Source organism: Streptomyces sp. SAS_281, from assembly GCF_052542855.1.
Genome location: NZ_JBMNDO010000115.1, coordinates 1 through 25,489, shown reverse-complemented (window position 1 = coordinate 25,489; position 25,489 = coordinate 1). Strand labels below are relative to the sequence as shown.

General features: G+C 69.3%; 28 protein-coding genes and 2 pseudogenes. 28 read left to right on the top strand and 2 right to left on the bottom strand.

From position 1 onward, the window contains the following. On the top strand, positions 1 to 836 hold an 836-nt coding region (locus tag ACN6LM_RS31000), incomplete at its 5' end, for a class I SAM-dependent DNA methyltransferase (protein ID WP_445068738.1). Then, positions 833 to 1,717, top strand: a complete 885-nt coding sequence (locus ACN6LM_RS30995) for a protein kinase domain-containing protein (protein WP_445068737.1) — start codon at positions 833 to 835, stop codon at positions 1,715 to 1,717. The genes ACN6LM_RS31000 and ACN6LM_RS30995, both read left to right, overlap by 4 nt. A gap of 53 nt (positions 1,718 to 1,770) precedes the next feature. Here the strand turns inward: ACN6LM_RS30995 and ACN6LM_RS30990 are convergent, their stop codons facing one another. Both ACN6LM_RS30990 and ACN6LM_RS30985 read right to left on the bottom strand, forming a co-directional pair. Then, positions 1,771 to 2,181, bottom strand: coding sequence for an NUDIX hydrolase (locus tag ACN6LM_RS30990; protein ID WP_445068736.1), 411 nt, complete (start codon positions 2,179 to 2,181; stop codon positions 1,771 to 1,773). Next, the gene (locus ACN6LM_RS30985) at positions 2,178 to 2,840 is read right to left on the bottom strand and encodes an NUDIX hydrolase (protein ID WP_445068740.1); all 663 of its coding nucleotides are present in this window, start codon (positions 2,838 to 2,840) and stop codon (positions 2,178 to 2,180) included. The genes ACN6LM_RS30990 and ACN6LM_RS30985 overlap by 4 nt, the downstream gene beginning before the upstream one ends. Before the next feature lie 875 nt (positions 2,841 to 3,715). On the opposite strand from ACN6LM_RS30985, the gene ACN6LM_RS30980 reads away from it, so the two are divergent. From ACN6LM_RS30980 to bet, 26 genes and pseudogenes are all read left to right on the top strand, one after another. Beyond that, entirely contained in the window at positions 3,716 to 4,225 is a 510-nt protein-coding gene (locus ACN6LM_RS30980; protein WP_445068735.1) for a nucleoside-diphosphate kinase, read from the top strand. 73 nt (positions 4,226 to 4,298) lie between these two features. Beyond that, positions 4,299 to 4,598 (top strand): hypothetical protein, encoded by a 300-nt coding sequence (locus ACN6LM_RS30975; RefSeq protein ID WP_445068734.1) that lies wholly within the window; start codon positions 4,299 to 4,301, stop codon positions 4,596 to 4,598. Between the two features lie 160 nt (positions 4,599 to 4,758). Continuing rightward, positions 4,759 to 5,352: a CYTH domain-containing protein gene (locus ACN6LM_RS30970; RefSeq protein ID WP_445068739.1), complete on the top strand. Its 594-nt coding sequence runs from the start codon at positions 4,759 to 4,761 to the stop codon at positions 5,350 to 5,352. A 40-nt stretch (positions 5,353 to 5,392) separates the two neighbouring features. Then, the gene (locus ACN6LM_RS30965; RefSeq protein ID WP_445068733.1) at positions 5,393 to 6,160 is read left to right on the top strand and encodes a hypothetical protein; all 768 of its coding nucleotides are present in this window, start codon (positions 5,393 to 5,395) and stop codon (positions 6,158 to 6,160) included. Beyond that, the gene (locus tag ACN6LM_RS30960) at positions 6,160 to 7,551 is read left to right on the top strand and encodes a hypothetical protein (RefSeq protein ID WP_445068732.1); all 1,392 of its coding nucleotides are present in this window, start codon (positions 6,160 to 6,162) and stop codon (positions 7,549 to 7,551) included. The genes ACN6LM_RS30965 and ACN6LM_RS30960 overlap by 1 nt, the downstream gene beginning before the upstream one ends. Positions 7,552 to 7,573: 22 nt before the next feature. Then, entirely contained in the window at positions 7,574 to 8,314 is a 741-nt protein-coding gene (locus ACN6LM_RS30955) for a class I SAM-dependent methyltransferase (RefSeq protein WP_445068731.1), read from the top strand. Between the two features lie 20 nt (positions 8,315 to 8,334). Next, positions 8,335 to 9,642: pseudogene (gene fxlM / locus ACN6LM_RS30950) on the top strand (methyltransferase, FxLD system); the annotation flags it as partial. A 60-nt stretch (positions 9,643 to 9,702) separates the two neighbouring features. Beyond that, positions 9,703 to 10,074: a hypothetical protein gene (locus ACN6LM_RS30945; protein WP_445068730.1), complete on the top strand. Its 372-nt coding sequence runs from the start codon at positions 9,703 to 9,705 to the stop codon at positions 10,072 to 10,074. Next, positions 10,064 to 10,495: a DUF6093 family protein gene (locus tag ACN6LM_RS30940; RefSeq protein ID WP_445068729.1), complete on the top strand. Its 432-nt coding sequence runs from the start codon at positions 10,064 to 10,066 to the stop codon at positions 10,493 to 10,495. The genes ACN6LM_RS30945 and ACN6LM_RS30940 overlap by 11 nt, the downstream gene beginning before the upstream one ends. Continuing rightward, positions 10,495 to 10,923, top strand: a complete 429-nt coding sequence (locus ACN6LM_RS30935; RefSeq protein ID WP_445068728.1) for an HK97 gp10 family phage protein — start codon at positions 10,495 to 10,497, stop codon at positions 10,921 to 10,923. Before ACN6LM_RS30940 ends, ACN6LM_RS30935 begins: the two co-directional genes overlap by 1 nt. Continuing rightward, the gene (locus ACN6LM_RS30930) at positions 10,920 to 11,363 is read left to right on the top strand and encodes a hypothetical protein (protein WP_445068727.1); all 444 of its coding nucleotides are present in this window, start codon (positions 10,920 to 10,922) and stop codon (positions 11,361 to 11,363) included. Before ACN6LM_RS30935 ends, ACN6LM_RS30930 begins: the two co-directional genes overlap by 4 nt. A gap of 130 nt (positions 11,364 to 11,493) precedes the next feature. Next, complete coding sequence (locus tag ACN6LM_RS30925) at positions 11,494 to 12,147, top strand: phage tail tube protein (protein WP_445068726.1); 654 nt, start codon at positions 11,494 to 11,496, stop codon at positions 12,145 to 12,147. 2 nt (positions 12,148 to 12,149) lie between these two features. After that, positions 12,150 to 12,707 carry a hypothetical protein gene (locus tag ACN6LM_RS30920; RefSeq protein ID WP_445068725.1) on the top strand — a complete coding sequence of 186 codons (558 nt, stop codon included), beginning with the start codon at positions 12,150 to 12,152 and terminating at the stop codon, positions 12,705 to 12,707. Beyond that, positions 12,650 to 13,048, top strand: coding sequence for a hypothetical protein (locus ACN6LM_RS30915; protein WP_445068724.1), 399 nt, complete (start codon positions 12,650 to 12,652; stop codon positions 13,046 to 13,048). The genes ACN6LM_RS30920 and ACN6LM_RS30915 overlap by 58 nt, the downstream gene beginning before the upstream one ends. Before the next feature lie 34 nt (positions 13,049 to 13,082). After that, complete coding sequence (locus ACN6LM_RS30910; RefSeq protein WP_445068723.1) at positions 13,083 to 17,342, top strand: phage tail tape measure protein; 4,260 nt, start codon at positions 13,083 to 13,085, stop codon at positions 17,340 to 17,342. Then, positions 17,342 to 18,286 carry a hypothetical protein gene (locus ACN6LM_RS30905; protein ID WP_445068722.1) on the top strand — a complete coding sequence of 315 codons (945 nt, stop codon included), beginning with the start codon at positions 17,342 to 17,344 and terminating at the stop codon, positions 18,284 to 18,286. The genes ACN6LM_RS30910 and ACN6LM_RS30905 overlap by 1 nt, the downstream gene beginning before the upstream one ends. Before the next feature lie 13 nt (positions 18,287 to 18,299). Continuing rightward, positions 18,300 to 19,226, top strand: coding sequence for a hypothetical protein (locus ACN6LM_RS30900; RefSeq protein ID WP_445068721.1), 927 nt, complete (start codon positions 18,300 to 18,302; stop codon positions 19,224 to 19,226). A gap of 2 nt (positions 19,227 to 19,228) precedes the next feature. Beyond that, positions 19,229 to 20,332 (top strand): hypothetical protein, encoded by a 1,104-nt coding sequence (locus ACN6LM_RS30895; RefSeq protein WP_445068720.1) that lies wholly within the window; start codon positions 19,229 to 19,231, stop codon positions 20,330 to 20,332. Continuing rightward, positions 20,333 to 20,770, top strand: a complete 438-nt coding sequence (locus ACN6LM_RS30890; protein ID WP_445068719.1) for a hypothetical protein — start codon at positions 20,333 to 20,335, stop codon at positions 20,768 to 20,770. A gap of 148 nt (positions 20,771 to 20,918) precedes the next feature. Further along, positions 20,919 to 21,893 (top strand): annotated as a pseudogene (locus ACN6LM_RS30885) (peptidoglycan-binding protein); the annotation flags it as partial. A 328-nt stretch (positions 21,894 to 22,221) separates the two neighbouring features. After that, on the top strand, positions 22,222 to 22,467 hold the full coding sequence (locus ACN6LM_RS30880) for a hypothetical protein (RefSeq protein ID WP_445068718.1): 246 nt from the start codon (positions 22,222 to 22,224) through the stop codon (positions 22,465 to 22,467). 87 nt (positions 22,468 to 22,554) lie between these two features. Then, a complete protein-coding gene (locus ACN6LM_RS30875; RefSeq protein WP_445068717.1) occupies positions 22,555 to 23,004 on the top strand; it encodes a hypothetical protein in 450 nt (149 codons plus the stop codon). A gap of 155 nt (positions 23,005 to 23,159) precedes the next feature. Then, positions 23,160 to 23,729 (top strand): hypothetical protein, encoded by a 570-nt coding sequence (locus ACN6LM_RS30870; RefSeq protein ID WP_445068716.1) that lies wholly within the window; start codon positions 23,160 to 23,162, stop codon positions 23,727 to 23,729. An 87-nt stretch (positions 23,730 to 23,816) separates the two neighbouring features. Further along, the gene (locus ACN6LM_RS30865; RefSeq protein WP_445068715.1) at positions 23,817 to 24,026 is read left to right on the top strand and encodes a hypothetical protein; all 210 of its coding nucleotides are present in this window, start codon (positions 23,817 to 23,819) and stop codon (positions 24,024 to 24,026) included. 100 nt (positions 24,027 to 24,126) lie between these two features. After that, complete coding sequence (locus tag ACN6LM_RS30860; protein ID WP_445068714.1) at positions 24,127 to 24,471, top strand: hypothetical protein; 345 nt, start codon at positions 24,127 to 24,129, stop codon at positions 24,469 to 24,471. A 15-nt stretch (positions 24,472 to 24,486) separates the two neighbouring features. Beyond that, positions 24,487 to 25,446, top strand: coding sequence for a phage recombination protein Bet (gene bet, locus ACN6LM_RS30855; protein ID WP_445068713.1), 960 nt, complete (start codon positions 24,487 to 24,489; stop codon positions 25,444 to 25,446). Positions 25,447 to 25,489 lie beyond the last annotated feature (43 nt).

Here is a 25,489-nt window from a genome sequence, read left to right as displayed (position 1 = left end):
GGAGCCGGCCCCCCGGTCCGCCCAGCACCACAGGGGAGATCATGAAGGACCTGCACCAGCAAGCCGCCCGCTGGGATCAGTGGGCGCCGTACTACGACGAGGACACGCGCAACCAGGACCCGAGCCGCGCCGCTGCCGGCCTCTCGGACCTAGCCGGAGACGGCGCAGCCCTGGAGCTGGGCATCGGTACCGGCCGCGTCGCCTTCCCGCTGGCCGAATGGGGGACGGCCGTCTTCGGGCTTGATGCCTCCCAGGAGATGATCCGTCGTCTCGAAGAGCGCCAGGAGAAGATCCCCGAGGGACGTTCGCCTGTCCAGGCGCGGATCGGGGACATGGCCCGGTTCGATCTCGGTACGCACTACCCCCTCGTCTACGTCATCGCGAGCACGTTCTTCCTGCTCACAAAGCAAGAGGACCAGGTCAGCTGTTTCCGCAGCGCGGCAAGGCACCTCACCCCCGAAGGGCGGTTCGTTGTTGAAGCGGCCGTCCCGCACGCCTCGGGCATGGCCTCCGAACGTCAGCAGATGATCGTCCGCGAAATGAGCGAGGAGCACCTGAAGTGGTCCGCGTTCGTCCATGATCCCGTGCACCAGATCGTCCGCGCGCAGGAAGTACGTGTCGGGCCGGAGGGCTACCGTCTGCTGCCGAACGTTATGCGCTATGCCTATCCCGCTGAGCTGGACCTGATGGCGCAGCTCGCCGGGCTGCGTCTGGAACGGCGGACCGCGGACTGGGAAGGCTCTCCGTTCACCGCGACCAGTACGCACCATGTGTCCGTCTATAGTCACCAGGCAGCCGACAACGAGACCTCACCTCCCACCGGAGCGTCAGCATGACCGTCCCGCCGCAGCTCCTCTCCGAAGCGTTCGGTGACCACGATGCGCAGACCACCTTGGTGGTCGATCGGCGCGGCACCGCGCTGTGGCGCGTGGATCTCCACGACGGAACCCAGTACGCCCTGAAGATCACCACGCCGTGCACCGACCCCCAGGGGCATGTCGACTCCGAGCACCTGGCGCTCGTCGAGGCGGAACTGCTTCAGCACCTGGAGCGCGACGGTGTGATCACCGGCCTCTACCACCGGCACGGGCAGCTCCCCGACGGAACCGGCAGCTGGCTGACGCTGAGCTGGCGGCCCGGCGAGGAAGCCGACACTGCGTTCGCGAAACTGCGCGCGGATCCCGATGACCGGAGCGCGGCTGCCTACGCGGCGGCGATGGCGGGCGCTGTTGCTGATCTTCACGACAAGGGGTGGCGGCACGGCGATATGCAGGAGGCCCATTTCCTGCTGAGCGATGGTCGCGCGTGCCTCCTCGACTTCGCCATGGCGCAGACGCCGGACCCGGCAGACGCGGCGCGGATCGTCATCTACCGGGGGGCGTACGACTTCTTCAATTCGCCGGAGCTGGCCGCCCGCCGACTGGCCACCAAGCCGTCTGAGAGCCTAAGCCTGACGACCGCTTCCGAGGTGTGGTCCCTGTGCGCGACGATCTTCGCCTGCTGGACTGGCGTCTACCCGATCAGCGAGAAGGACACCCAGCTCAGCACCCCGGCCCTGCGCGCTGAGCTGGCGCGTGGCCGCTGCCGCGACCTCACCAGCATCCGGCCGTGGCCCTTCCCGGCGTTCGAAGACGTCGTCATGACGGGGCTGAGCATCGACCCGGCCAACCGGCCGACCGCCCGGCAGCTCCAGCACATGTTCGAGGAGCTGATGTAGCCCTTCACCGGCGGGCCCGCCGACGGCCGGTTGCTCGGCGGGCCGACGGAGAGCTAGCTCAGCTCGCTGTCGAGGTGCGCCTGTACCGGCTCGAAGAGGCCGTAGGGAACGAACTTCGGGATGTCGGCCAGGGCAACCCATTCCAGTTCGGCCAGCTCGTCGGTGTCCGCCACATAGGCGGTGCCGGATGCGACCGAGCAGGCGGTGTACGACATGTTCCTCCCGCTCTTGGGGTGGACCCGTCCGCCGAGGGACTTGACCGCCGTCACCGTCAGGCCGACCTCTTCCTGCGTCTCGCGTACGGCCGCCTGCTCGGAGGTCTCCCCGTCTTCGATCTCGCCGGCGGGGAACTGCCAGGACAGCTGGCCCTCGGAGATCCGGCGCCGCACCATCAGGACGCGGTTCTCGTGGACCACGATCGCGGCGGAGATCCCCGGCCGCTGCGCTGCCGTCTGCTCGGTCATGCGTTTTCCTCCAGTGCTTCCAGGATCGGCGGGTAAATGGTGTCGGCGGGTATGAACCGGGTCACCGCGCTCTTGGCTACCCACGTCACGTCCACGTTCTCCACGGCATCGCTGTTCGTCGCGTCCCCGGCGAGGTACTCGCACAGGAAGTACATGCAGTGCACGTCGGTCACCGGGTGGAGCCGCTCGCCGAGGCTCTGGCGGATGGCGCAGTGCACCCCGGTCTCGTCCAGCGTCTCGCGGATGGTCGTGGTCTCGGGGCGGACGCCTGGCTTGATGACGCCCGCGGGGAACTGCCAGGTGATCCCGGACGCGTCGTCGGCCCGGCGGCAGACCAGCAGCACGTCGGCGTCGCGGACGACGACGGCGATGGCGACGCGCAGGGCCTGGGCCTTGGGAACCGTGGCAGCGGCGTCCGCCTGGCCGCTGCCCGCCGTCATCAGCGCGAAGCGTTTGCGGACAGCGACCGGTGCGCTCTCGTGGACGGAGTCGAGCAGCTGCTGCATCTCGGGGCGGGGAACGACGTCGGGGTCCGAGTGCCAGGTGGCGACGGTCCGCGACGAGATGCCCAGGCGGTTGGCGAAGGACTCGTTGGTCAAGCGGAGAGCGGATTGGAGCGTGCAGGCGAGATGACCGGTCCAGACGTCGACTACTTCCACTGCGGCCCTCACGCATCCGATCGACAACGTGCATGGTCAATGCGGCTCAACTGCAAGCTAGTTGCACTGCCGCTTCATGGCGGAGGGAGCCGAACACCGGTTGAATCGAAGACGTGCCGCCCCAGACCGAACCCGCCCTCTCGCACAGATGCCCGAGCGGTGCAGCCGCCCAAGCATGTTAGTTCAGATCCCTTACAGGATTGGCGAGTTGGAAGATCGAAATCCGGTCTGGAAGTGGCCGAGAGCCGCTGCCCAGGGCGTGAGCCGCGCTCTGGCCGCCCTGGACAGCAGGCCGGTCGGTGCCCACCCGTGTCGGGCGCCGACCGGCCCCCAGAAGCCGTACGACGGAGGGACGCCATGGAGGCCAACAGGAGCACATGCAACAGCCCCTCCGCTGAATGGAGTTGGCAGTGAAGCCGCATGACCTGTGGGGGCGATTCGACTGGGCCCCCGGCAGCTGCTTCCGATGCGAGACGCGGGAGAGGGACGTCGCGATCATCGGGGAGATCGGGGCCCGAGGCGTTGACGTCGTGATTGCCGCGTGCCGCCCCTGCATATTCCGTCTGGAGCAGTTGCACTGGACCCTCGCCCAGAGCCAGCCCCGTCGCCCGACGCCCTCGCATGAGGCGCCGACTGCGAGCACGCCCGCACGGCTTCGCTCCGACGGTGCCCGGTCCTCGCGCAGGCGCCGCCCGCTCGCCGCCCGCTGGGGTATCACTTTTCGGCTATCGAATGTCCGTATCAGGAGGGTGCGCCAGCACCGCCGTCTGTAGCCCAACTGCCAGGCAGTATCTGCTGATCCGGCGCGGGTAACCTCAGTCACTGACGCGCTGAACGACCGTCATATCACCCGCGTGGCAGAGAAAAGGAAACGCATGTCCCAGGAGCAGGTACAGACAGTGGAGCGCACCCTTGTGCTGCTCAAGCCCGACGCGCTCGTGCGTGGCTTCGGCGGGAAGGTCATCACCCGCTTCGAGGAAGCAGCACTGAAGATCGTCGGCGTGAAGATGAAGCAGATGGACGCCGAGTTCACCCGGCGCCACTACTTCGACCTCGAAGAGCGCCTGGGCAAGGAGGTCTACGACTTCACCTCCGCGTTCATGCAGCAGGGCCCGGTCATCGCCCTGGTGCTCGAAGGCTTCGACGCGATCGCCACGGTGCGCAAGCTCGTCGGCAGCACGTACCCGAACGAGGCTCCGGCCGGGACGATCCGGGGCGACTTCTCGCACTACGGCAAGGCCGCGAGCGTGGCCTCCGGCAAGGCCGTGGCGAACCTCGTGCACGCCAGCGGCAACAAGGAGGAGGCCGAGCAGGAGGTGGAGCTGTGGTTCGACAAGGACGAGCTGCACGACTACCGCACGCTCGCGGAGATCTTCGCCTGCTGAGGCGGACGACGTCACCCCGGGGGCGTCGAAGCGTTGAGCACCACTGGGGCACACCGTTAACAGAAAGGGCACCATGACCAACCAGACCCGCATCGCGTCCGTCCAGGAACTGGAGTCGGTTTTCCAGCAGGAGCTGGCGACCGACCGATGGGCGGCGGCGGAGACGGCCTACGCGCTGGCCTCCCGGCACCGGGACGCCGGCGACTGGGAGAAGTCCCGCGAGTGGGTGGCGCAGACCCTCCGGCTCCTCGAAGGCTTCCCGGACGAGACCGAGGAGCAGGTGGCCACGAAGCGCACCTCCGTCGGCGGCGTCGACCTGCCGACCTACCTGCACGAAGGCGTCGTGCGCAGCCGCTTCGGCGACCTCGGCTGACGCCCACGCGCCCTGATACGGCGGTGCGGTTCACCTCCGCACGCTGACCGCACCGCCCGTCGGCCACAACCACATCCCACCACCGCCAACCGGACCAGCCAGGCCCCCCGCCTGCGCGGGTTCGGGCGGATCACCCATGCCCGAAGAAGGGACCAAGCCGTTGCCCGTCGAGATCGAAATGCGCGCCCGGTACGACAAAGAGACCCACGACCGGCTCACCGCCCGCTTGGAGCGCGAAGCCACTGACCTGGGCCGCGACGACAAGCTCATCTACTTCTACGTCCTGCCCGACAAGCTGCTCAAGGTCACGGACAACACCGCCGTCGGTTCGGCGAAGATCACCCTCAAGCACAGCAAGATCGGCCAGGGCGCGGCCTTCCCGGAGACTGAGTTCCCCATCGCCCGCGAGGACGTCGCGGCGGCCGTGACCGTCTTCAACGCCCTCGGCTTCGAGCCGCACATGCACCAGGCGTTCAACCAGCGGCACAACTACCGCTTCCGGGGCGTGGAGATCGCCGTGAAGTGGAGCGAGGCGTGGGGCCACCACGCCGAGTTCGAAGTGCTGCTGGACGACGACGCCAGCAACACAGCCCGCGAAGAGGCCGTTGCCCGCATCACCACCGCAGCCCAGGAGCTGGGCGTGACGCTGATGAGCGAGCAGGAGCTGGCCGACTTCACCGCAGCGTTCGAGTCCGCCGAGAAGGACCGCAAGGAGGACCAGCTGCCGTTCGAGGAGATCGAACCGCAGACCTGAGCGGTATCCGTCGTCACAACCCACCGAGGGGGTAGGCCCGATGAGTAGCACCCCGCCGGCCGACAGCTTGGTCGAGCTGGCTGCACGCAAGCAGCTTCCGCACCACCAGTTCACCGACCACGCCACCGTGCGATGGATCGAGGCCAACCGGCCGGACTTCCCCGACGCGGTCAGTCCTGCGCTTCGGGCCACCTCCCAGCGGCTGGTCTACCGCTCGGCCATCCCCACTGCCTGGATGGCGAACTCCCAGCTCGCCGACTCTCTGCACGGGGTTCGCCACGCCATGCGCACCGCCACCCTGGCCGCGCTCCTCGCAGACGCCGAAGACCTGACCGAGGACGACACGGCGGCCCTCGTCATGGCCGCAGCGGTCCACGACTGCCGCCGCGTCCACGACAAGGACGACCGCGGGCACGGGGCACGCGCCGCGATCTGGCTGACCGACAACGCCGACATGGTCTGGGCGCACTTCCACACGACACCCACGCCGCAGCGCATCATCTCGGTCGCGACGGCCGTGCGGCTGCACGACGTGCCCTACGACGCCTTCGCCCCGGACGACCTCACCGACTACGCACATGCCCGGCACATCACCGACCTGCTCAAGGCCGCCGACGCCCTCGACCGCTACCGCCTCCCGAAGCTCTCCTGGTGGCCGGACCCCTCCCGCGTACGGGCAGACGCTTTCGCGTCCCTGCGGCCCACGGCGTTCGAACTCGTGGTGGCCTCCGAAGCCGCTCACCTCGCGGGCATCGACAGTGCGGACGCAGTGCTCAAGGCTCTGGAGCAGCGGGGGTTAATCACCTGATGGACACGCGCGACGCGTACCACCTGTGGGCCGATGCTCACGCCTTCTACGACACCCCGCTGCTACCCGACACCCGCGACCAGACGGGGCCCCTGGCCGAGCAGTCCGCCCGATGGGAATCCCGGCTGGCCGAGGAGACCCCCCACGGCGGTCTCCTGCGGACGAACGCGCTCTTCGACACCCTCAACGGGGACGGGCCGCTGCACCTGCTGCACGTCACCCACGCCCTGGAGGAGATCAGCCAGAACGGCTTCCTCTACCCGTCGGGCGGGTGCCTGGTCGGCAGCATCTACTGCGCACCGCTGACTGTGCACGGCAGCGGCTTCCGGATGCACAACCTCGCCGAGTACGTGCTGAACAAGGAAGCCCCGGCGTTCGTGGCCAAGGGCGGCGAAGGCCGTACGCCGACCCCGCTGATCTTCGAGATCGCCCGGCCCCGTCGCGCGTACCGCGGTCTGGCGGGCGTGGACTACCTGCGTCTGGGCGCGATCCACCTCAGCATCTACAGCGACCTCGAATATCTGCTGTCCAACGCCGAGCGGTCCGCGCTGCGCGAGACGATCGTCAGCCGCATCAAGAACAGCACCGCGTTCCTCGCCCTGGCGGCAGCCATCGTCTACGAAGGCGCCGACGTCGCCGCCGCCTCGTTCCTGGAATTGCTGGACGAGACGATCCCGCGCCTGCCGATCCTCGGCTACCTGTACTTCGAGGCCCTGGCCGAGTACCTGATGCTCCACTCCACCAGTGACCACACCCAGCAGCTGGCCGAGCGCGGCGAATTCAACAACTGGCTCTACAAGGAGATGCTGTTCGCCACCTTCCCGGACATGGCGGGCAGGTTCGACCTCGCCAAGTTCCGACCTGACCCGGGCAAGTTCGACGTGCTGCTGGCCAGCGTCGACACCACGGTGGATCCCGCGCACGCCCGCGCCTACCTCCGTGACCGGATCAGCTACCTCGTTGCCGCCCGCCTCTTCACCCCCGGCCAGATACCGGAAGCGTGGCGGCACACCCGCTGGGAGTTCGAGAGCCTCGCCACCCAGATGGGACCGCTGCTCGGCCACCTCATCCACCGGGAGCTGCGGACGTTTGGCCGCTACCCCGACTTCTACTTCTACTTCGACCAGCACAAGGCGCTCCAGGCGTGGAATTACTGGAACCACATGGACATCATCGCGCCGTTCAACGGCACGATGCCCAAGGGGGAGGTCGGCATCAACCCGGCCTACCCCGACCTGGAGTACAGCATCTTCCGGGCGGTCCGGGACGAGGCCGGCCGCGTGCACCCCGTCGAGAAGCTGGATCTGACCATCGCGCCCCGGCTCGTGGACATCAAGTACACGCTGATGCGCAACAACAAGTGGTCCGTCCCCCAACCCTCACCGAACTGATGGCACCCGTCAGGAGATCGCCATGACCGAGTACCGCTCCGCGCCCTCGCTCGACCTCCTCCGCGAGCAGATCGCCGCCCTCCTACAGGAGCCCGCAACCGGCCACGGGCTCGCCCGCACCCTGCGGGCCGCGACCAAGGAGATCGAGATCAGCCGCTATCACCAGGCCAGCAGCCGGGCCTGGCCGGACGGCCGCATCGACACCACGCCCGAGCGGGTGCAGATCGGCGGCGGCGCCCACCGGATCGACGGGTTCTTCAACATCGACGCCATCCCGCCTGCCGACCTCCTGTGGGACATCCGCGAAGGCATCCCCCTGCACGATGCCAGCGTGCAGCTCATGTTCTCCGAGCACTTCCTGGAGCACATCGACTACCCCCGCTCCGTCAAGCACTACGCCCGCGAAGCACACCGCGTACTCACCGACGGCGGGCAGCTGATCACCGGCGTACCCGACGCCGCGTTCCTCCTGAGGCACTACCCCGACAACCCTGATCTGGCCGCCGAGATGGTGGAACGGTGGTACGCCAAGCGGGACTGCCTCGGTGACATCAACACCTTCCTGGACCTGATCAACTACGCCTTCCGTGACCAGGACGACACACCCAACTACACACCCCACCTGTGGGCTTACGACGAAGCGAAGCTGATACAGCTGTTCACCGAGGCTGGATTCCGGAGAGTGGAACCGTGGGACTTCGACGCCACGATGGCCAATCCGAAGCGACAGTGGGGCAGCCAGTACGTGGTCGCTACGAAATAGCTCAGGATCCGAACGCGACAGGGGCGAGCGACATCGCTGCGTTTATCCGAGCTGAAGGGGCGCACGGCACTACGGTCAACGGGGTGAACAGTGACACTGTTGAAGCCAGTCCAGCCGACCGCCTGCGTTCCAGGCTGATCGACCAGATCACCTCGGAAGACCGGATCGATACCCCGCGCATCGTTCAGGCGATGCGCGCCGTTCCTCGCCACTTGTTCGTGCCCGAGGCGTCGTTGGAGGACGCCTACGCGAATACGACAGTCCATATCAAGTACAACGAGAATGGACAGTCGATCAGCTGCGCCTCACAGCCGGACGTCGTCGGTCTCATGCTGGAACAGCTCCAGCCGCAGCCTGGCGAACGGATTCTGGAACTGGGTGCCGGGACCGGCTACAACGCCGCGCTGCTGGCGTATCTGGTGGGCGACGAGGGGCACGTCACGACCATCGACGTGGACGAGGACCTGGTTGAAGGAGCTCGCGCGCACCTCGCTGCGGCCGGAGTCAGCAACGTGAAGGTCGTGCTTGGCGACGGCGCGATCGGCCATGCCGATGGCGCGCCCTACGACAGGATCATCGCGACCGTCGGCGCACACGGCATCCCGCCTGCATGGCTGGAGCAGCTGGCCTCCGGCGGACGCCTGCTCGTGTCCCAGCGACTGCGCGGCAGCGTCAACCGGTCCATCGCGTACGAAGTCCGCGATGGTGAATTCGTCTCTGTCAGCAGCAAGATGAACACGTTCATGCCGTTGAGGCGCGGCGTCGCCGACGACGACAGGCCGCTCGTCCCGGTCACCGCTACAGGGGCCGTCCACCTCCAGACCAACATGGACCAACCGATCGATGCCGCCGCTCTATCGGACGTCCTCGACCAGCCGTCCGTCCAGGAATGGACCGGCGTCTTGTACCGGGGCATGGAGTCTCCGGAGTGGATGGAGCTGTGGCTGACCCTCGCTATGCCCAGCGGTCTGAACTGGATGTCCTTCGACAAGAAGGAGACTGCCGGCACCCTGCTCACCGACGACCCGTACCCGAGCTCCACTGCTGTCGTCGACAGGAGCGCGCTCACCTACCTAGCCCGGCGCCCGTCCGACCAGAAGACCCCCGAAGGTGGCAAGCTCTGGGAGTTTGGCGTCATCGGACATGGGCCCGGCAGCGCCGAGTTGGCTGCTCGCGTCGCTGAAGCGATCCAGGAATGGGACCGCGATTACCGCGGCCGCGAAGCCGACTTCGCATTGCTCCCGCTCGATTCGGCACCCGCCAAACCCCAGCCCGGACGTTTCACCATCGACACACCGTTCAACCAGATCATCATCAAATGGCGCTAGCTGAAAGCGTTGTGGGCGGCTGCGCTCGGCCTGTCCGACAGCAGCCCTAGCGTCGGTTGAATGGAAGATCACGAAAACTCCCGGCACCACGTCCAGATCACAGCTCACGACAACACGGCCGAAGTTGAGCTTGACGGCGCGCGGGTGGACCCGCGCGCCGTCAAGGCGTACTCCGTCACCCATCTCGCCGGGGAACGGCCAGAGGTTCTGCTGCACGTAGCCGACCGCGGGGACATCCAGTGGTCTGGGATGGCCCGCGTCGCGGTCGCAGACCTCCCCGACCCCGGACCGGCCGCGGCCGTGTTTCTTGAGGCGATCGATCCGGAGGCGCTGGAGCGTGCCGCGCTGGCCCGCCCCGACCTCGGTACCGAGCAGAACTCGCTGACGAAGGCGATGCTCACCCAGCTCGGGGAGTGGGCCCGTGGCCTTTGACGTGGACGGTGCGCGTCGCGTTGTCGACCGCATCATGGACGACAAGCTGGAGGTATGGCGCGACAGCGCGGGCCGTACGGACGACGTGCTGGACGAGAGCACGGGCAGGCTGGTGCCGCCCGCACCGGATGAGGAGCTGGTCTGGGACGGGCTCGGCGCGGTGATGCCGATCAGCCGCCCCTCCCTCACGCAGCCGGTTGAGGGGTCGGTCACTGTTGAACCGCCCACCACCGACTACCAGGCCGTGCTTCCGGTCGGCGCCCCGGTGGTCCGGCGCGACGACGTGATCCGCGTCGCCGGATCTGTCCGTCCCGAAGGCCCGCGCGATCCGCAGCTGGTCGGCCGCCGGTTCCGCGTCTCCGACAAAGCGGTGGGCTCCTACAGCGTGGTGCGCCTCGTCCGGGTCCAGGTGATCGACTGATGGCGACGGTCAACCTGCACCCCAACGCCCACCCGGACGCGGCCGCTTTCCGTGACCCGATCGCGCTGGCCGCTGCGCTGGCCCGGATGGGCCCGGCGACCCGTGCCCGCACGCGGACGATCACGCGGCATCACGCCATGTTGCTGCGGGTCCGCATCCAGCGGAACGCGAGCGGCAGGCCGGGCCCGAACGTGATCACCGGGGCGTACCGTGCCTCGTGGGACGTGCGGATGCGCACCGGGGGAGGCGAGGTCACCGCCGAGGTGTTCTCCGACGCTCCGCAGTCGAGACGGCTGGAGTACGGCTTCGTCGGTGTGGACTCGATCGGACGGCACTACCGGCAGCCGCCGTTCCCGCACGTCGAGCCCGCGTTCCGGCAGACCGAACCGGCGTTCATCCAGGCCCTGGCCGACGGCGTACTGCCGTGAGCGCCCGACTGCCGGTGACCCGCGCGCTCGCCGCCCTCGTGGAGAACGCCACCGCCCGTCCGTGCGGGATCGGGGAACTCCCGCGCGTCGAGGGGAAGTCCGGGTGGGAGCCCGCGTCCGCCCCGTACACGATCCTTGACTCGCTGCCGGCGGAGTTCGACGGACCGCCGCTGTGGGACTGGCACGCGGACGCGAAGTGGTCGTACCAGATCACCTCCGTCGGGGAACGCGGCGATCAGGTCGAGTGGCTGGCCGACCGCGTGCGCGCGGGTGTCGTCGGCCGGACCGACGACCGGTGGGCCCACGACCTGCGTGTTCCCGAAGCCCGCGTCATCGACCGGGAGTTGACCTACGACGCCGGAGGAGAGCCCTCGGTGTCGGCGGCAGGCGCTATCGTGTCCTACGTGCAACGGGTCACGATCACCGTGACCCCCGCATGAAGAATCGTTTCTTCGAAACTCACCGCGGAGGCCCGCGCGGACGCTAGGCCCCAGGCCAGGCGAACCCCCTTTGAACCTCAAGGGGCAGGGCCTCGGCACGGGACGCTGCCCCAGAAGTGGGAGCGGACCTGTGTCCACGAGCACGAAGAAGACCCAGACCCGATTTCTGCGGCGCGGCATCTCCAAGATCCTCTGGGTGCCCGATCTCGCAGACCCGAAGTACCCCAGCCGCCGAGAGATCACCAAGGCGTTCGCCCTCACCGACGCCGTCTCGGACATCGAGGGCTGGGCCCTGGAGAACGACCCCATCGAGACGCCGGATATGGGGAGCACGTTCAACTCCTCGATCCCGGGCAACGACAAGGCCGAGAACTCCAGCCTGACGTTCTACGAGGACCGGTTCTCCGACGCGATCGAGCAGCAGCTCCCCAAGGGGGCGAAGGGCTACGTGGTCCTGCTCCGCAAGGGTGACCTGCCCGGCTCGCGCTCGGTCGACGTGTTCCCCGTCCAGGTCGCCACCCGGGCCGCGACGTACAGCACCGGCAACGAGGCGGCCAAGTTCAAGGTCGACTACACGATCATCGACGAGCCGTCGCTCGACCGCCCCGTGCCGAAGGCGCAGCCCCGCCCGCTGCCGGACGAGGACTGCGACGACGATCACGACCACGGCCACCACCACGGCGATCACGACGGTGACCACGTCGACGTGAAGGTGGTCAGCACCACCAAGACGAAGACCGAGACCGAGGCGACGGTCCACGAGCACGACGCTGACGAGGGCTGATCGTGTCCACGCGCCCCGCGCAGGCCAAGCGCCCGACCCCCTCCGCCAGCCCGGCGGAGGGGGCCTGGTCGGCCAAGATGGACCGCCTCCGCAGCAGGCGCAAGGTGCAGAACCGGCTGCGCGTCTGCGATGACGACGAGCTGCGCCAGCGGTTCGACGAGACCGAACAGGCCGCCCGCCGCGCCCGGTTCGTCGCGGAAGCCAACCCCGGTGACGAGCTGGCCGAGCTCCAGGCCGCCGAAGCCGACGCCGCTCGGGAGGCGGCCGGCACGGCGCTGGACGCTGCCTCGGAGTTCCTGACGTTCCGCGCACTGCCGCGCCCGGTGCTGGAGGACCTGATCTCCGAGCACCCGCCCACCGAGAAGCAGACGGACGAGGGGGCGATCTTCAACGCGGACACGTTTCCGGCTGCTCTGGTCTCGGCCGCCTCGGTGGACGGGATGAGCGGCGAGGAAGCCGAGGAGCTGCTGACCGGCTGGTCGGCGCCCGACGCGAATGCGCTGTGGGAAGCCGCCTGGCAGGTCCAGCAGGAGAGCCGGGTCGAGCTGGGAAAAGGCTGAGCCGTGACGCGCAGCTGCGGTCCGAGCTGGAGCTGTGCGCCGCCTACGGCATCCCGCACTCCCAGTTCCTCGGCGGTGACGGCCGCTGGACCGACCTCGACCGGGCCAAGGCACTGGCCTGGGCGGAGTGGCAGCGGGCGGTGTGCGCCGAGTGCCACACCCGGCTGGAGGAGTGGGACCACAAGCGCGGCGGCGACCCCCACGCCTACGTCACCGACACCCTGCGCTGCCCCGGCTGCGAGCTGATCGAGCAGGAACGCGATCACGTCCCCCAGGACCGGTCCGGCTACGGCGTGAAGATCCAGCTCCTCCCGCGCGAGCAGTACGAACAGCGCCCCTGATCCACCCCCGCACCACGTAAGGAGGCCGCCCTCGGTGGCCGGGTTCACCCTCACGGTCGCGATGCGCGCCGAGGTCCGCGACCTGATCGCGGGAACCCGTGCTGCCTCCGCGCAGATGAGGACCCTGGCGGACCGGACCGACGCGGCGAACCGTTCCCTGGCCCGTCTCGACGCGAACGGGGCCCGCCTCGGCAGGCAGTTCGCCGCGCTGAACCGATCCACCCGCGCGGCCGTCGGCGAGCTGAACCGGATCTCCACCCGCGCCGCAGCTGCCCGCGCCAGCCTGCGCGCGGCCGGGGACGACGGAGCCCGCTCCATGACCCGCCTCCAGCGCGCCACCGCCGGGGCGGGCAGGCGGGGCGTATCGGCCACCAACATGCTCGCCGGTGGCGGCCTGCTGCTCGGCGCGGGCGAGATGATCCAGGAAGGCAACCGCTACCAGAAGCAGATGAACCTGTTCCGGGCGGTCACCTCGGCCACCGCCGGACAGATGAAGCGCGCCTCCGTGGTGGCGCAGGAACTCGGCAACGACCTGACGCTGCCCGGCTCGACGGCGGCCGACGCCGCCGAGGGCATGGTCGAGCTGAGCAAGGCCGGATTCAGGGCCGACCAGTCCATTGATGCGGTGCGGGCCTCGCTCCAGCTCGCCTCGGCGGCCGACGTCAACGCCGCCACGTCGGCCAAGTATTTGGGCGACATCATGGACCAATTCGGTCTTGGTGCAGACCAGTCGGCCCGTGCCGCAGACACCTTGGCCGCCACGGCGAACAACGCGTCGGGCTCCATCACCGACATCTACTACTCGATGCGGTACGCCGGGCCCGTCGCCAACGCCCTTGGCGTCTCGCTCCAGGACACCGCCGCCGCGGTCGGCATGCTCGGCAAGTCCGGCATCTTGGGGCAGACGGCCGGAACGTCGATCCGGGGGATGTTCGCGAACCTCGCGGCGCCGACGCCCAAGATGCAGGGCGCCCTGAAGGATCTGGGGATCGACGCCTGGGACGCCGAGGGAAAATTCCGTGGGCTCCGGGTAGTGATCGACGGCCTCTCGAAGGCCGAACACAACCTGTCGCAGAAGGACTTCACCGCCGGAGTCACCAAGGCGTTCGGCAAGCCCGCGCTCAGTGGCGCCGCTGCCCTCGCCCACCAGGGCACCGAGAGCTTCGACGCGCTGTCGATGGCGGTGCGCCAGACCGGCGCTGCCGCGTCCATCACCGCCTCGCGCGGCCAGGGCCTGACCGGCGCGATGACGCAGCTGCGCACCCAGGCACGGCAGACCGGGCTCGCCCTGTACGACGGCATGGCACCCGGCCTGGAGTGGGTGACGCGACTGCTGACGCGCGGCATGGCCGGGGCCACGCCGTACCTGACCACCGCGCTGGCGTACGGCCGCAACCTCGCCACGCTGTACGGCCCCGAGCTGAAGGCCAAGACGAGCGCGGGGCTCGGCGGGCTCATCGATGACGCCAAGGCGCTGATCGGCCCGCTCAAGGAGCTGGGCGAACACACGCTGGCCACCGGCCTGAACCTGCTCATCAACGCGGGCCGCACGCTCGGGGACGTGCTCGGCAACGCGGCCGACGGCGCGGAACCGATCCTGGACGCCATCTCCGGACTCGGGCAGGACGGCGGCGCCGCAGCCGGCACGCTCGACATCATCGCGACCGTCGCCAACCTGGCGATGGACGCCGTCTCCGGCCTCTCCGCCGTGCTGGTCCCGATCGGGCACGTCGTCGGTGGCCTCGTCAGCGCCTTCGGCGCGCTGCCCGCGCCCATCCAGTCGGCCGCCCTGGCGATGCTGCTGTTCCGCCGCGCGCAGCCGGGCCTGACGAACCTCGCCAACACCGTCACCGGCCCCGTGCGCAGCGGCTTCGCGAGCTTCAACCAGCAGATGCGAGTGCAGCAGACCCTGGCCGCAAGCGCGGGTATGTCGCTGGGCCGATACGGCGCGGCCTGGGCGGCGGTACAGGCCCGGGTCGGGTTCCTGGGCAACATGACCTCCGCGTTCCGCAGCGCGAACGGTGCAGGCACCACGTTCATGGGGACGATGAACGGAGTGACCCGCGCAGCCGGTTCGGGTCTGCGCTCGGCTATGTCGGGCATCTCCGGAGCCCTGGGCGGGCCCTTCGGCATCGCCATGGCCGGTGTAACGGTCGGCCTGGGTCTGCTCGCTGCCCGCCAGCAGCGCGCGGCACAGGCAGCGGCCGAGCACCAGTCCCGCGTCTCCTCTCTGACCTCCGCACTGCGGGAGTCGGGCGGCCAGATCGACAGCAACGTACGCAACCAGGCAGCCCAGTCTCTTCTCGACACGAAGACCGAGCAGGGCCAGCTCGCCAAGGTCATGTCGGAAGCCGGAGTGCCGCTCGCGTCTCTCACGGACGCCTACCTCGGGCAGGGCACGTCGCTGGAGGAACTGCAGAAGCGGCTCCAGTCCACGGCGGAAACCCACAAGGTGTGGAAGGACATCGCGGGAGGCAAGTCGACCGTCCAGGACTACTCGCCTGTCGGCCAGCGGTACAAGGACGCCGCCGACGCCTTGGGCAGCGTCAAGGGTGAGATGGGCGATGCGGTCAAGAACGCGAAGGAGCTGGCAAGCGCCACCAGGGGCGCGGGCGACGGCACCTCGGCGTACGACAGGCTCAAGGGCGCTGTCGGCGGCCTCGCTGATGAGACCGCCGACGCCGACACCCGCACCCGCTCCCTCAAGAGCGCCCTCGACCTGCTCTCCGGCGGCCAGATCTCCCTCCAGGCCGCGAAGGCGAAGGTCAACTCGGCTGTCCTGGACCTGAAGGAGGGCGGCAAGAACGTCAACCGCGACCAGGGCTACGGCGGCAAGCAACTGGTCAACGAGGACAAGACGCTCAACACCACCACCCGCAACGGCCAGGGCCTCTACACCCAGCTCACCGCCCTCTCCGATGCGGCGGCCGACGCTTCCGTTGCCACCTTCGACCTGGCCAAGCGCAACGGCGAAGACCTGCCCACGGCGCTTGCAAAGGCCCGCGGGGAGATGAGCCAGGCTCGCGCGGCGGCGATCAGGGCAGCCCAGAGCTACGGCCTGACCAAGATCCAGGCCCAAGGCGTTGCCGACAGCCTCGGCCTGCTGCCCTCGAAGGTCAGCCTGCTGCTCCAGACCAAGGGCATGGACAGCACGCTCGCGAACCTGATCGCCGTCCAGGCGGAGTTCCAGCGGCTGCCGAAGGCCAAGACGATCAAGGTGGACTCGCTGAGCGACGGCGCGCAGAAGAAGCTGCGCTCGCTGGGGTTCACCGTGAAGACGGTGCCGGGCACCCGGCAGATCAAGATCACCGCGCCGACCGCGGCCGCGAAGAAGAACCTGGACGGGCTGATCGACAAGCTCGGCCGGACCCCGAACTCGAAGAACGTGCGGGTCTCGGCGTCGACGGCCGCAGCGATCAGGGGCCTTGAGGGTGTGCAGGCGAAGATCCGGGCGACGCCCGGAGCGAAGCACGTGACCGTCAGCGCGCCCACCGCGCAGGCCCGCAAGGAGCTGGAGGCGCTCGGCTTCCGCATCACGAAGGTGCCGGGCAGCAAGAACGTCAAGATCACCCTGCCGACCGGTGGCGCGCGCAAGGCGGCCGACGAGATCCAGGGACGCATCAACGGGCTGCGCGGGAGGACCATCCCGATCTTCACGCAGATGATCCGCAAGCCGTCGTCCAACGACAAGGACGCCAACGGCATCCCCGACATGATCCAGAACCCCAACCTCAAGCAGGCGAACGGCGGGGTGGTCGACTACTACGCCGACGGCGGTGTGCGCAGCGGCGCGGTGCGCCCGAGCGGACGCGAACACCACGTTGCTCAGATCGCTCCGGCCGGGTCCTGGCGCGTATGGGGTGAGCCGGAGACTCAGGGCGAGGCATATGTACCCCTTTCGGTCACAAAGCGCGACCGCAGCAAGGCAGTTGTCGAGGACGTCGTGGGCCGCTTCGGCGGCCAGGTCGAGTGGTACGCCAACGGCGGCGTCCGCAACGCCCGAGGCCGTGACTACAACCCGATGCTTGCCGGCTCCTTCAAGCAGGCCCGCAGTGTCGCCGCGATGGCGGGCGTCGTGCGCTCCTTCGACGTCCGCACCGGCAGTAACCGGGCCCGCACCCGCGTGGTCGACGGTCGCGCGGGCGGCCGGGTCCAGGTCGTCGTCGTGCGTGAGCAGCAGCCGCTGATCGGCTCGATGCCGGTCACCGTCTCCGACAGCTCCGCCACCCCTGAGCAGATCGGCACCGAGATGATGCGCACCCTGCGCAACGCGCAGCGGGGCGGGAGAGTGTGATGACTACAACACCGAACAAGAACCCCGAACTGGCCCCGTTTCAGTACGAGATCGGCGGCGTCGTCCTCGGCACGGGGAGCTTCGTCCCGGTCGGCAACATCGAGGGGCTCGGCTCCCCGGCCACCCGGCCGCAGGACGCCGACAACCCGAACGGCGACGGCACGTTCCCGGGCCGGGACTTCTACGGCCCGCGCCCCATGCGCTTCGAAGCGGGCATCAAGACCCCCGGCGACCCGGTGAAGGCCGCCGACATCCTTGCCCGGCTGGAGCGCGCCGTGGACACACCCGACGCGCGCCTGAGCCCGGACGGCCGCCACGTCCTGCGAGGCCGCTGGCCGGGCCACACAACGCGGCGCATGTACGGGCGGCTTCGCCGTATGGAGGCGTCCAGCACGGCCAACGCGGTGCATGGGTGGATACCCCTGGACATGGAGTTCGTCGGCCTGGACAGCCCCCGCTGGTACGACGACGAACTGTCGGAGCTGACGCTCGGCCTTGACCAGGCCGCCCACTCCACCGACCGGACCGTCGACGAGGCGATGGGCTGCCGCGCCGCATCCTGCGGTCCGGCCGACCCGGAGCATCGCCCGGCGGACGACCGGCCCGGCTGGGTCACCAATCGGGGCGACGCGCCGACCTACCCGACCTTGCGGGTGCACGGCCCCGTCGCAGGTCCCCGGATCTGGAACACCGTCACCCGCCGCGTCCTCGAACTCGACCTGTCGCTGCGCGAGGGCGAGTGGGTGGAGATGGAGACCCGGCCCAACACCTGCTGGGCGCTGCGCAACGGCACCGTCAACGTCGCCAACGGCCTCAGCCCCACATCCCGCCTGGATCTGTTCACCATCCCGCCCGGACGGTCCGAGATCGCGTGGAGCGCGAACGACCCGTCCGGCACCGCGCGCCTCGAGGTGGCGTGGCGGTCGGCGTACACCACCCTGTGAACGGAGAGCACTCGTGACGCTGCAACCCCCGATGATGGTGCGCGGGGCCGACCACTCCGCCCGCGCTATGCGCCTGATGATCCGCGACCTCGCCCGCGGCCGGCAGGGCGTCGCGGAGAGCGAGGACTTGAAGGTCCGGCCGCTGGAGACCCCCGGCCCCGGCGTCCGTGTCGGCGACGGCTCGGCCCTCATCCACGGTGCCCGCCCGTGGCAGGGGGCCTACACCCAGAGCAACATCGGTGACGCCGTGGTGGAGGTCGAGCCGACGGGCCCCGTAGCGCGCACCGACCTGATCGTCCTGCGGATCGAGGACCCCGAGTGGGAGGGCGAACGCGACCCGCGCACGCACGACATCGGCTACTTCCACGTCGCCAAGGGCGTGCACGAGGACGCTGCCTCCGCGCCGGAGGGCATGACCGGGATCGCCCTGGCCCGCATCGCCCTGCCGCGCAACACCGCGGCGATCACCGCCGAGATGATCACCGACCTGCGCCAGATCGCGAACCCGCGCACCGAACGCATCCTGCGCACCGTGCACCCGACGAAGACGGAGGAGGTGCCCGGCAAGCACGGCCAGTGGGCGGCCTGGCCCAAGGAAGCCGCCTGGGACCTCGACGTCCCGGCCTGGGCGACCACGGCCACCGTCGTCATCACCCTGTCCGGCCTGCGCGCCGAGGCGGGCTCGGTGTACGCCGAACTGCGCACCCGGCTGGGGGAGCGCGCCGCGAAGCCGACCGTCGTGGACGACGACGGGACGACGACCCGCCGCTCCTCCGTGACCCTGGCCGACACCCTCGCCGTGCCGCCCGCCTACCGGGGCACCCGCCAGCACCTGGCCGTCGAGATCAACCAGAACGACAAGTACGGGGACGGCAAGCTGACCGTGGCCACGGGCACGACGGCCGTCCTCGACGTCGCATTCACGGAAGGACCGGCTTGACGATGGCCGACTACCGCTACATCGTCGCGCGGGCCGCGACCGGCGACGTCCTGCACTGGAACCTCCCGCTGAGCGAGGTCGAGTACGGTCCCGAGATATCCGGGCCCGGCTCATTCAAGGCGACCCTGCCGACCGCGTTCCGGCGTTCGCTCAGCGACATGCTCGACGCGGGCGACGCGGTGCTCCTGGTCGAGCGCAATGCCCGCCTCGACTGGGGCGGGCTGCTGTGGCGCGCCGAGCCCGAGGGCAGCACCGTGCCTGTCGAAGCCTCCGGGTTCACCAGCTACCTGCACAAACGCTTCGACCTGCACGGCAATCTCGACGGCCGCGGCCCGTACGTTGAGGCCGACCCCTGCCAGGTGATCCGCGACGTGTGGGCCTACGCCCAGGAAACACCGGACGGCGATGTCGGCGTGGTCGTGGACGACACGAAGTCGAAGGCGAAGACCGGCACCGCGAAGGACCCGTACACCACCTCGAAGACCGACCCGCGCAACCTGGGCGAGATGGTGGACGAGATGGCCGAGATTGATGACGGCCTGGAGTGGTCGGAGACCGTGGCCTGGCGAGGGCGCCGCGCCGAGCGCCGCATCCTCCTGGGTGCACCACGCCTCGGCCGCCTGCGGGAGGACCTGACGTTCACCACCGGCGCGAACATCGTCGGCACCCCGCACGTCATCAAGGACGCCGACTCCTACGCCCAGTGGGTCATCGGGCTCGGTGCGGGCGAGGGCAAGAAGCGCAAGGTCGTCGTGGACGGTGAGCGCAACGGCCGCCTGCGTCTGGAACACCGTCTGGAGACCAGCGAAAAGGACGAGGCGAAGCTGAAGCAGCGCGCCCGCCGCGAGCGGCTGGCCCGCCAGGTCCTGCCCTCGCTGACCGAGCTGGAGATCACCGACCACCCCGCCGCCCCCGTGCACGCGCTGCGTATCGGGGACGACGTACGGATCCGCCTGTTCGAGCCGCACACCGCCTATGACGGATGGTGCCGGATCGTCGGCTGGACCGTACGGCCCGGCGAGGGCGAGACGGCCGAGCGCGTGACGCTGAAGCTGGAGCGCACCGACAAGCCCGAGGAAGAGTCGGGCGAGGGAGCAGAGGAATAGATGCCGGACACGATCGCCGTCCTCGGCCGCCGACTGGCCAAGCTGGAGAGGCGGGTCACTACCCTGGAACGCGCCCGCCGCGCCCCGTACCCGGAGTGGCGCGACCTCCCGCTGACCGGCGAGACGACCGTCCCCGACGAGGAGCAGCCGCCGCAGTTCCGCGCCAACCCCTGGGAGACGACCGAGCTCTGCGGCCGTATCGGACTGGTCGGCGGCAGGGCCGTCGACGAGCAGCTGGTCGCGCTGCTGCCCGAGGGCTACTGGCCCGAAGCCCCGCGCACGGTCGAGGTCGCCTCCGATACGGCACGCCGCGCCCTCCAGCTCGACATCGACCCCAAGGGCCTCGTACGGCTGCGGGTCCAGGGCGGCGGCACCGTCCGCGCGACATGGATCAGCCTCGACAGCACGTCGGTGCGCACCGACCACGACGAGACCTGACCGGCGCCGCGCCCCGAGTACCGGTCGGTGCGACGCCGGTAGCATGACGTTCGGGTGACCCTCCACCCGCTTCGCACTCCCGAGGGACCGGACCGCTGCGGCGGTTACGGCCGACTGCCATCCGGCGCAGGGGAGATGGGCGAAGCGCGTGGCTACACCGCTGAGCGCGGACAGGTTCCTGTCCGCGTTGAAGGGCGCCGGGCTCGGCGTGGTCGAGCACGGGAAGTGGCGCACCCACAACAGGAACACCCACGGCAACTGGGGCCCCGCGAACGGGGTCGTCATCCACCACACGGGGCCGTACAGCTCCGAGAAGGACATGGTGGAGCTGTGCCGGACCGGCTATCAGGACTTGCCCGGCCCGCTGTGTCACGGCGTGATCGACCGGTCCGGCACCGTCCACCTCGTCGGATACGGGCGCTGTAACCACGCCGGTATGGGCGACACAGACGTGCTGCTCGCCGTCATCGCCGAGAAGAAGACCCTCCCTCGCGACAACGAAGCCGACACCGATGGCAATCGCCACTTCTACGGCTTCGAGTGCATCAACACCGGTGGCCAGCCGTGGCCGGCGGCGCAGCTCGACGCCATGGCGCGGGCCGCGGCGGCGGTCTGCCATGCCCACGGCTGGAACGAGCACAGCGTCATCGGTCACAAGGAATGGCAGCCGGGGAAGCCGGACCCCGGCGGCATCGACATGGACGACTTCCGGGCCCGGGTCGCCCGCCACCTCAAGGACGGCGGCAAGCCGGAGCCGGACCCGGAGCCGGACCCGAAGCCGGACCCGAAGCCGGACCCGGAGCCGGACCCGAAGCCGGACCCGAAGCCGGACCCGAAGCCGGACCCGAAGCCGGACCCGAAGCCGAAGTCGAAGCCGAAGTACGCGGCCTACCCCGGTGCGCAGTTCTTCCGGGAGGGACGCTCCTCCCCGGTGATCGCCGCAATGGCCAAGCGCCTGATCGCTGAGGGCTGCGACTCCTACGAGGCGGCGCCCGGCCAGGTGTGGAACGACGCGCACCGCCGCTCGTACGCCGCCTTCCAGATCAAGCACGGCTTCCACGGAGCCAACGCCGACGGCATCCCCGGGCCAAAGACCTGGGCAGATCTGCACGTCCCGCGCCCGGACGGCAGCGCCGAGCCGACCCCGACCACCCCGAACCAGGAGCACGATCCGATGCCGCAGGCCCTTGCCGACGTTGCCGAGCGCACCCTTGCCACCTACCTCCAGTCGCTGCTGGGCCTGATGGCCGCCTCCAGCACGACGGACATGGTCTCCCTGTCGGCGTGGCAGGCCGCCGCGGTCTCCGCGATACCTGCCGCACTCAGCGCGCTGAAGTCGACCCTTGGCACCGCGCTGGGCAGGCCCGGAACGGCATCGTGGCTGACGGTGAAGCGCGACCCGGCCACCCCCAGGTACTGACCGGCCGGTGACCCAAGGAGAGGAGGAAGCCATGCCCGAGGGACAGGTCGCCCTCGCCCTGGCCGAGCTCCGCGCGGCGCTGGAGGTCGGATTGGCGCGCATCGACGGCCAGTTGGCGCTGCTCGTCCAGCGCAGTGACCAGACGGACAAAGCCCTGGAGGAGCTGGAGGAACGGGTGAACACGCTGGAGAAGACGCGGTGGCCACTGCCGACCGTCGCTGTCCTGGCGAGCATCACCGCGGTGGCGCTCACCGTCGTGAGCCTGGCGCGCGGATGAGATGAACCGCCGGGCCGTCAGCAGGTGTTGTCCGACAGCGTGCTTAGCGTGAGGGCGCACCTGTTTTCCTGCGGCCTGGGGGTCTCGATGGACACGACACAACTGCTCGTCACCGATCTGGAGGTGGACTCCGCGCTCGCGGATCCGGCCGTCCCGGACACCGTTCGCGCGGTGTGGCACCTGCTCTGGGAATCGGAAGTCACGCTGGATGAGGTCCTGGCGCTCGATGTGCCGGACGCGGAGCTGCTCAACCGCGTGGTGGTCATCCGGCACGCGAAAGAGGGCGGGGTGTTCGAGGCCGGCATCAGTGTGGTGGCGTCGCACCTGCTGCGCGAGCTGATCGGAGCGCGTACGGAAGGACCGCTGTTCACCCTGGGCGAGCGGCGGCTGACCAAGGTGAGGGTGGCCGCCGCGTTCCGCGCGGCGACCGGCGGACGTACCGTTCATGCCCTGCGGTTCACGCGGCAGATCAAGGAGCGGGGCCCGGCCCGGCTCAGCTCCGCTGCGGCCGACCGGCGTGAGGGGAAGAGCGCGTAGAGCGCGCGGCAATGCACACGGCCCCCGCCGGAGCGGGGGCCGCTTGGTCCTCTTGGAAAGACCGCGGCCACCGTAGCAGCGACCGCCGCGACCGCCAGCGCGCGGGGTGCGGATACGCTGCCCCCTGCATCAGGACGGACAGCGGAGGACGGGGAATGAGTCGGCGTAAGCCCTATCTGGTCGGGCACCAGGAGTTCGCCGCGCTCTATCGCGTCGATCCCATGATGATCTCGCAGTGGCTGGCTGCGAGCCGCCGCATCCTGGACCCGTCGACCGCGATCGTGGTCAGCGGGGTGCGGTACTGGCCGCTCGCCTTCGCCGCCCGCTTCGGGTCGACCACCAAGCGGTTCCGGCAGGTCGACTTCGACGCCAAGGCCCGGATCACTGCCGAGCAGGGAGAAGGCTGGGAGGCGGATCTCGGTGACGAACTGCCTCCGCTCGTGGGCCAGCAGGAGATCATCGAGATGTTCCACCTGCCCTCGCAGGGGACGCTCGCCACGACGATCGCGACGGGACGGTTCCCCGAGAGCGACTGGCTGCTGTCCGGGTCGAGGCTCTGGATGCTGGACACCGTCATCGAGGCGGTCCCCGCTCTGCGTGAGAGCGCGCGGAGTCTGCCGTGGGACGTGGACAAGGCGGTCGTGACCGCTCTGCGGGACGGTACGTACGACGGTCCCGGCAGCCGCGTCTTCACCCGTGGGCGTCACGCCCGAAAGGGCCTCTGACCTGCGCAAACCTGTACTTTGCCCCGAATTGCCACTAAGATATAAGTAATCCCCTTCACGGGGCGGCAATTCACTAAGGAGGCATCGGTGCAGTTCCTGACCGCGCCGGGCGGCGGCGACGTCGCCGTCATGAAGTCCAGCGAGACCCTGACCGTCGAGAGCGCCTTGTCGCTATACGTCCTGAGGAACCCCAACTCCAACATCGCCTTCCGGATGCTGCGGGACGTCTCGCAGTTCAACGAGGCGCGCGAGGCGCGCATGGACGACGAGGCCGAAGAGGCTTCCCGCCTGACCTGAGGCGAGCGTGAAGTCGGGCCTGATCCCGGTGGGGTTGATCATCCGGCTGCCAACCCGCAAGATAGGTGACATTCTTGAAATCGGTCACCAGGGGGTGCGCATGGCAGCCGTCCAGGACGAGATACCGGGCCTGGTCATTCACACCGTGCGCCAGCCCGAGGGCACCGCACCGTCGATCCAGGCCCAGTTCGAGTCGTTCCACCAGCTCAACCCCTGGGTGCTCCGCGCTCTGGAAGCCCTGACCGCCGACTACTTGAAGCGCGGGGCGCGCCGTGTCGGCATCGGGATGCTCTTCGAGGTCCTGCGCTGGCGCTACGTCACGGCGACCCAAGGCGACGAGTTCCGCCTCAACAACAACTTCCGCAGCCGGTACGTCCGGCTCCTCATCGAGCGCCACCCCGACTGGGCGGGCGCATTCGAGGTCCGCAGCCTGCGGGCCGACTGACCTCTTGGAGAGATCGTGACCGACGAACCATCCGCCGAACCTGCCGTCGTGGAGGGCACGGTGCTCGAAACAGCCCAGGCCACCACCCCGGCCGTCCGGCCCAGCGCCATCGTCCTGCGCGGCGACCAAGACGAGTTCGACCACAAGCAGCTCTCGACACTGGCCCTGATCAGCCCCGGCCTGGCCAACGCCCCGCGCGGCCACCTGGCGATGTTCTTCCACTACTGCGTGAGGACCGGGCTCGATCCGTTCGCACGGCAGATCTACATGATCGGCCGCACCAACTGGAAGGCCGCCGACAACCCCGACGAGCCCGAGAAGACGTGGACGATCCAGACAGGGATCGACGGCTTCCGTACCGTCGCCCACCGGGCGGCGGCGAAGGCAGGGGAGTCCATCTCCTACGAGGACACCGTCTACTACGACTCCGAGGGCAACGCCCACGAGGTCTGGCTGTCCAAGGCGTACCCGGCGGCCGTCAAGGTCACCGTCGTACGCGGTACCGCGCGCTTCCCATTCATCGCCCGCTGGGACGAGTTCGCCCCGACGTACTTCGACCGCAAGGCAGGCGCGTACGTCGTGGCGAAGATGTGGCAGCAGATGCCCGCCCACATGGTGCGCAAGTGCGCCGAGGCCGGCTCGCTACGCATGGCCGCGCCGCAGGACCTGTCCGGTGTGTACACGGACGAAGAGATGGAGCGGGCGGACGCCGAAGCCGTCGTCCGCGACGGCGAAGAGGCGACCCGCCGCCTGCGGGAGGCCGCCGGGCTCGAAGCCGGAAAGAGCTCCGGCGACGAGACGAAGGACGGGCCCGCCGACGACGCGGCGAGCGCGGAGAAGCCCGCGCCGAAGAAGCGGCGGCGCCCCGCGAAGAAGGAAGCGGCCCCGGTGCCTGACGCGCAGGCCGAGCAGGACCAGGACCCGCCGAAGCGCAAGCCCCGCAAGCGGGCCGAGCCCGACCGCGTCGCTTCCTGACCTTTGCCGACACCAGGTGCCGCCCGCCTGCCCGCCCCCCTCC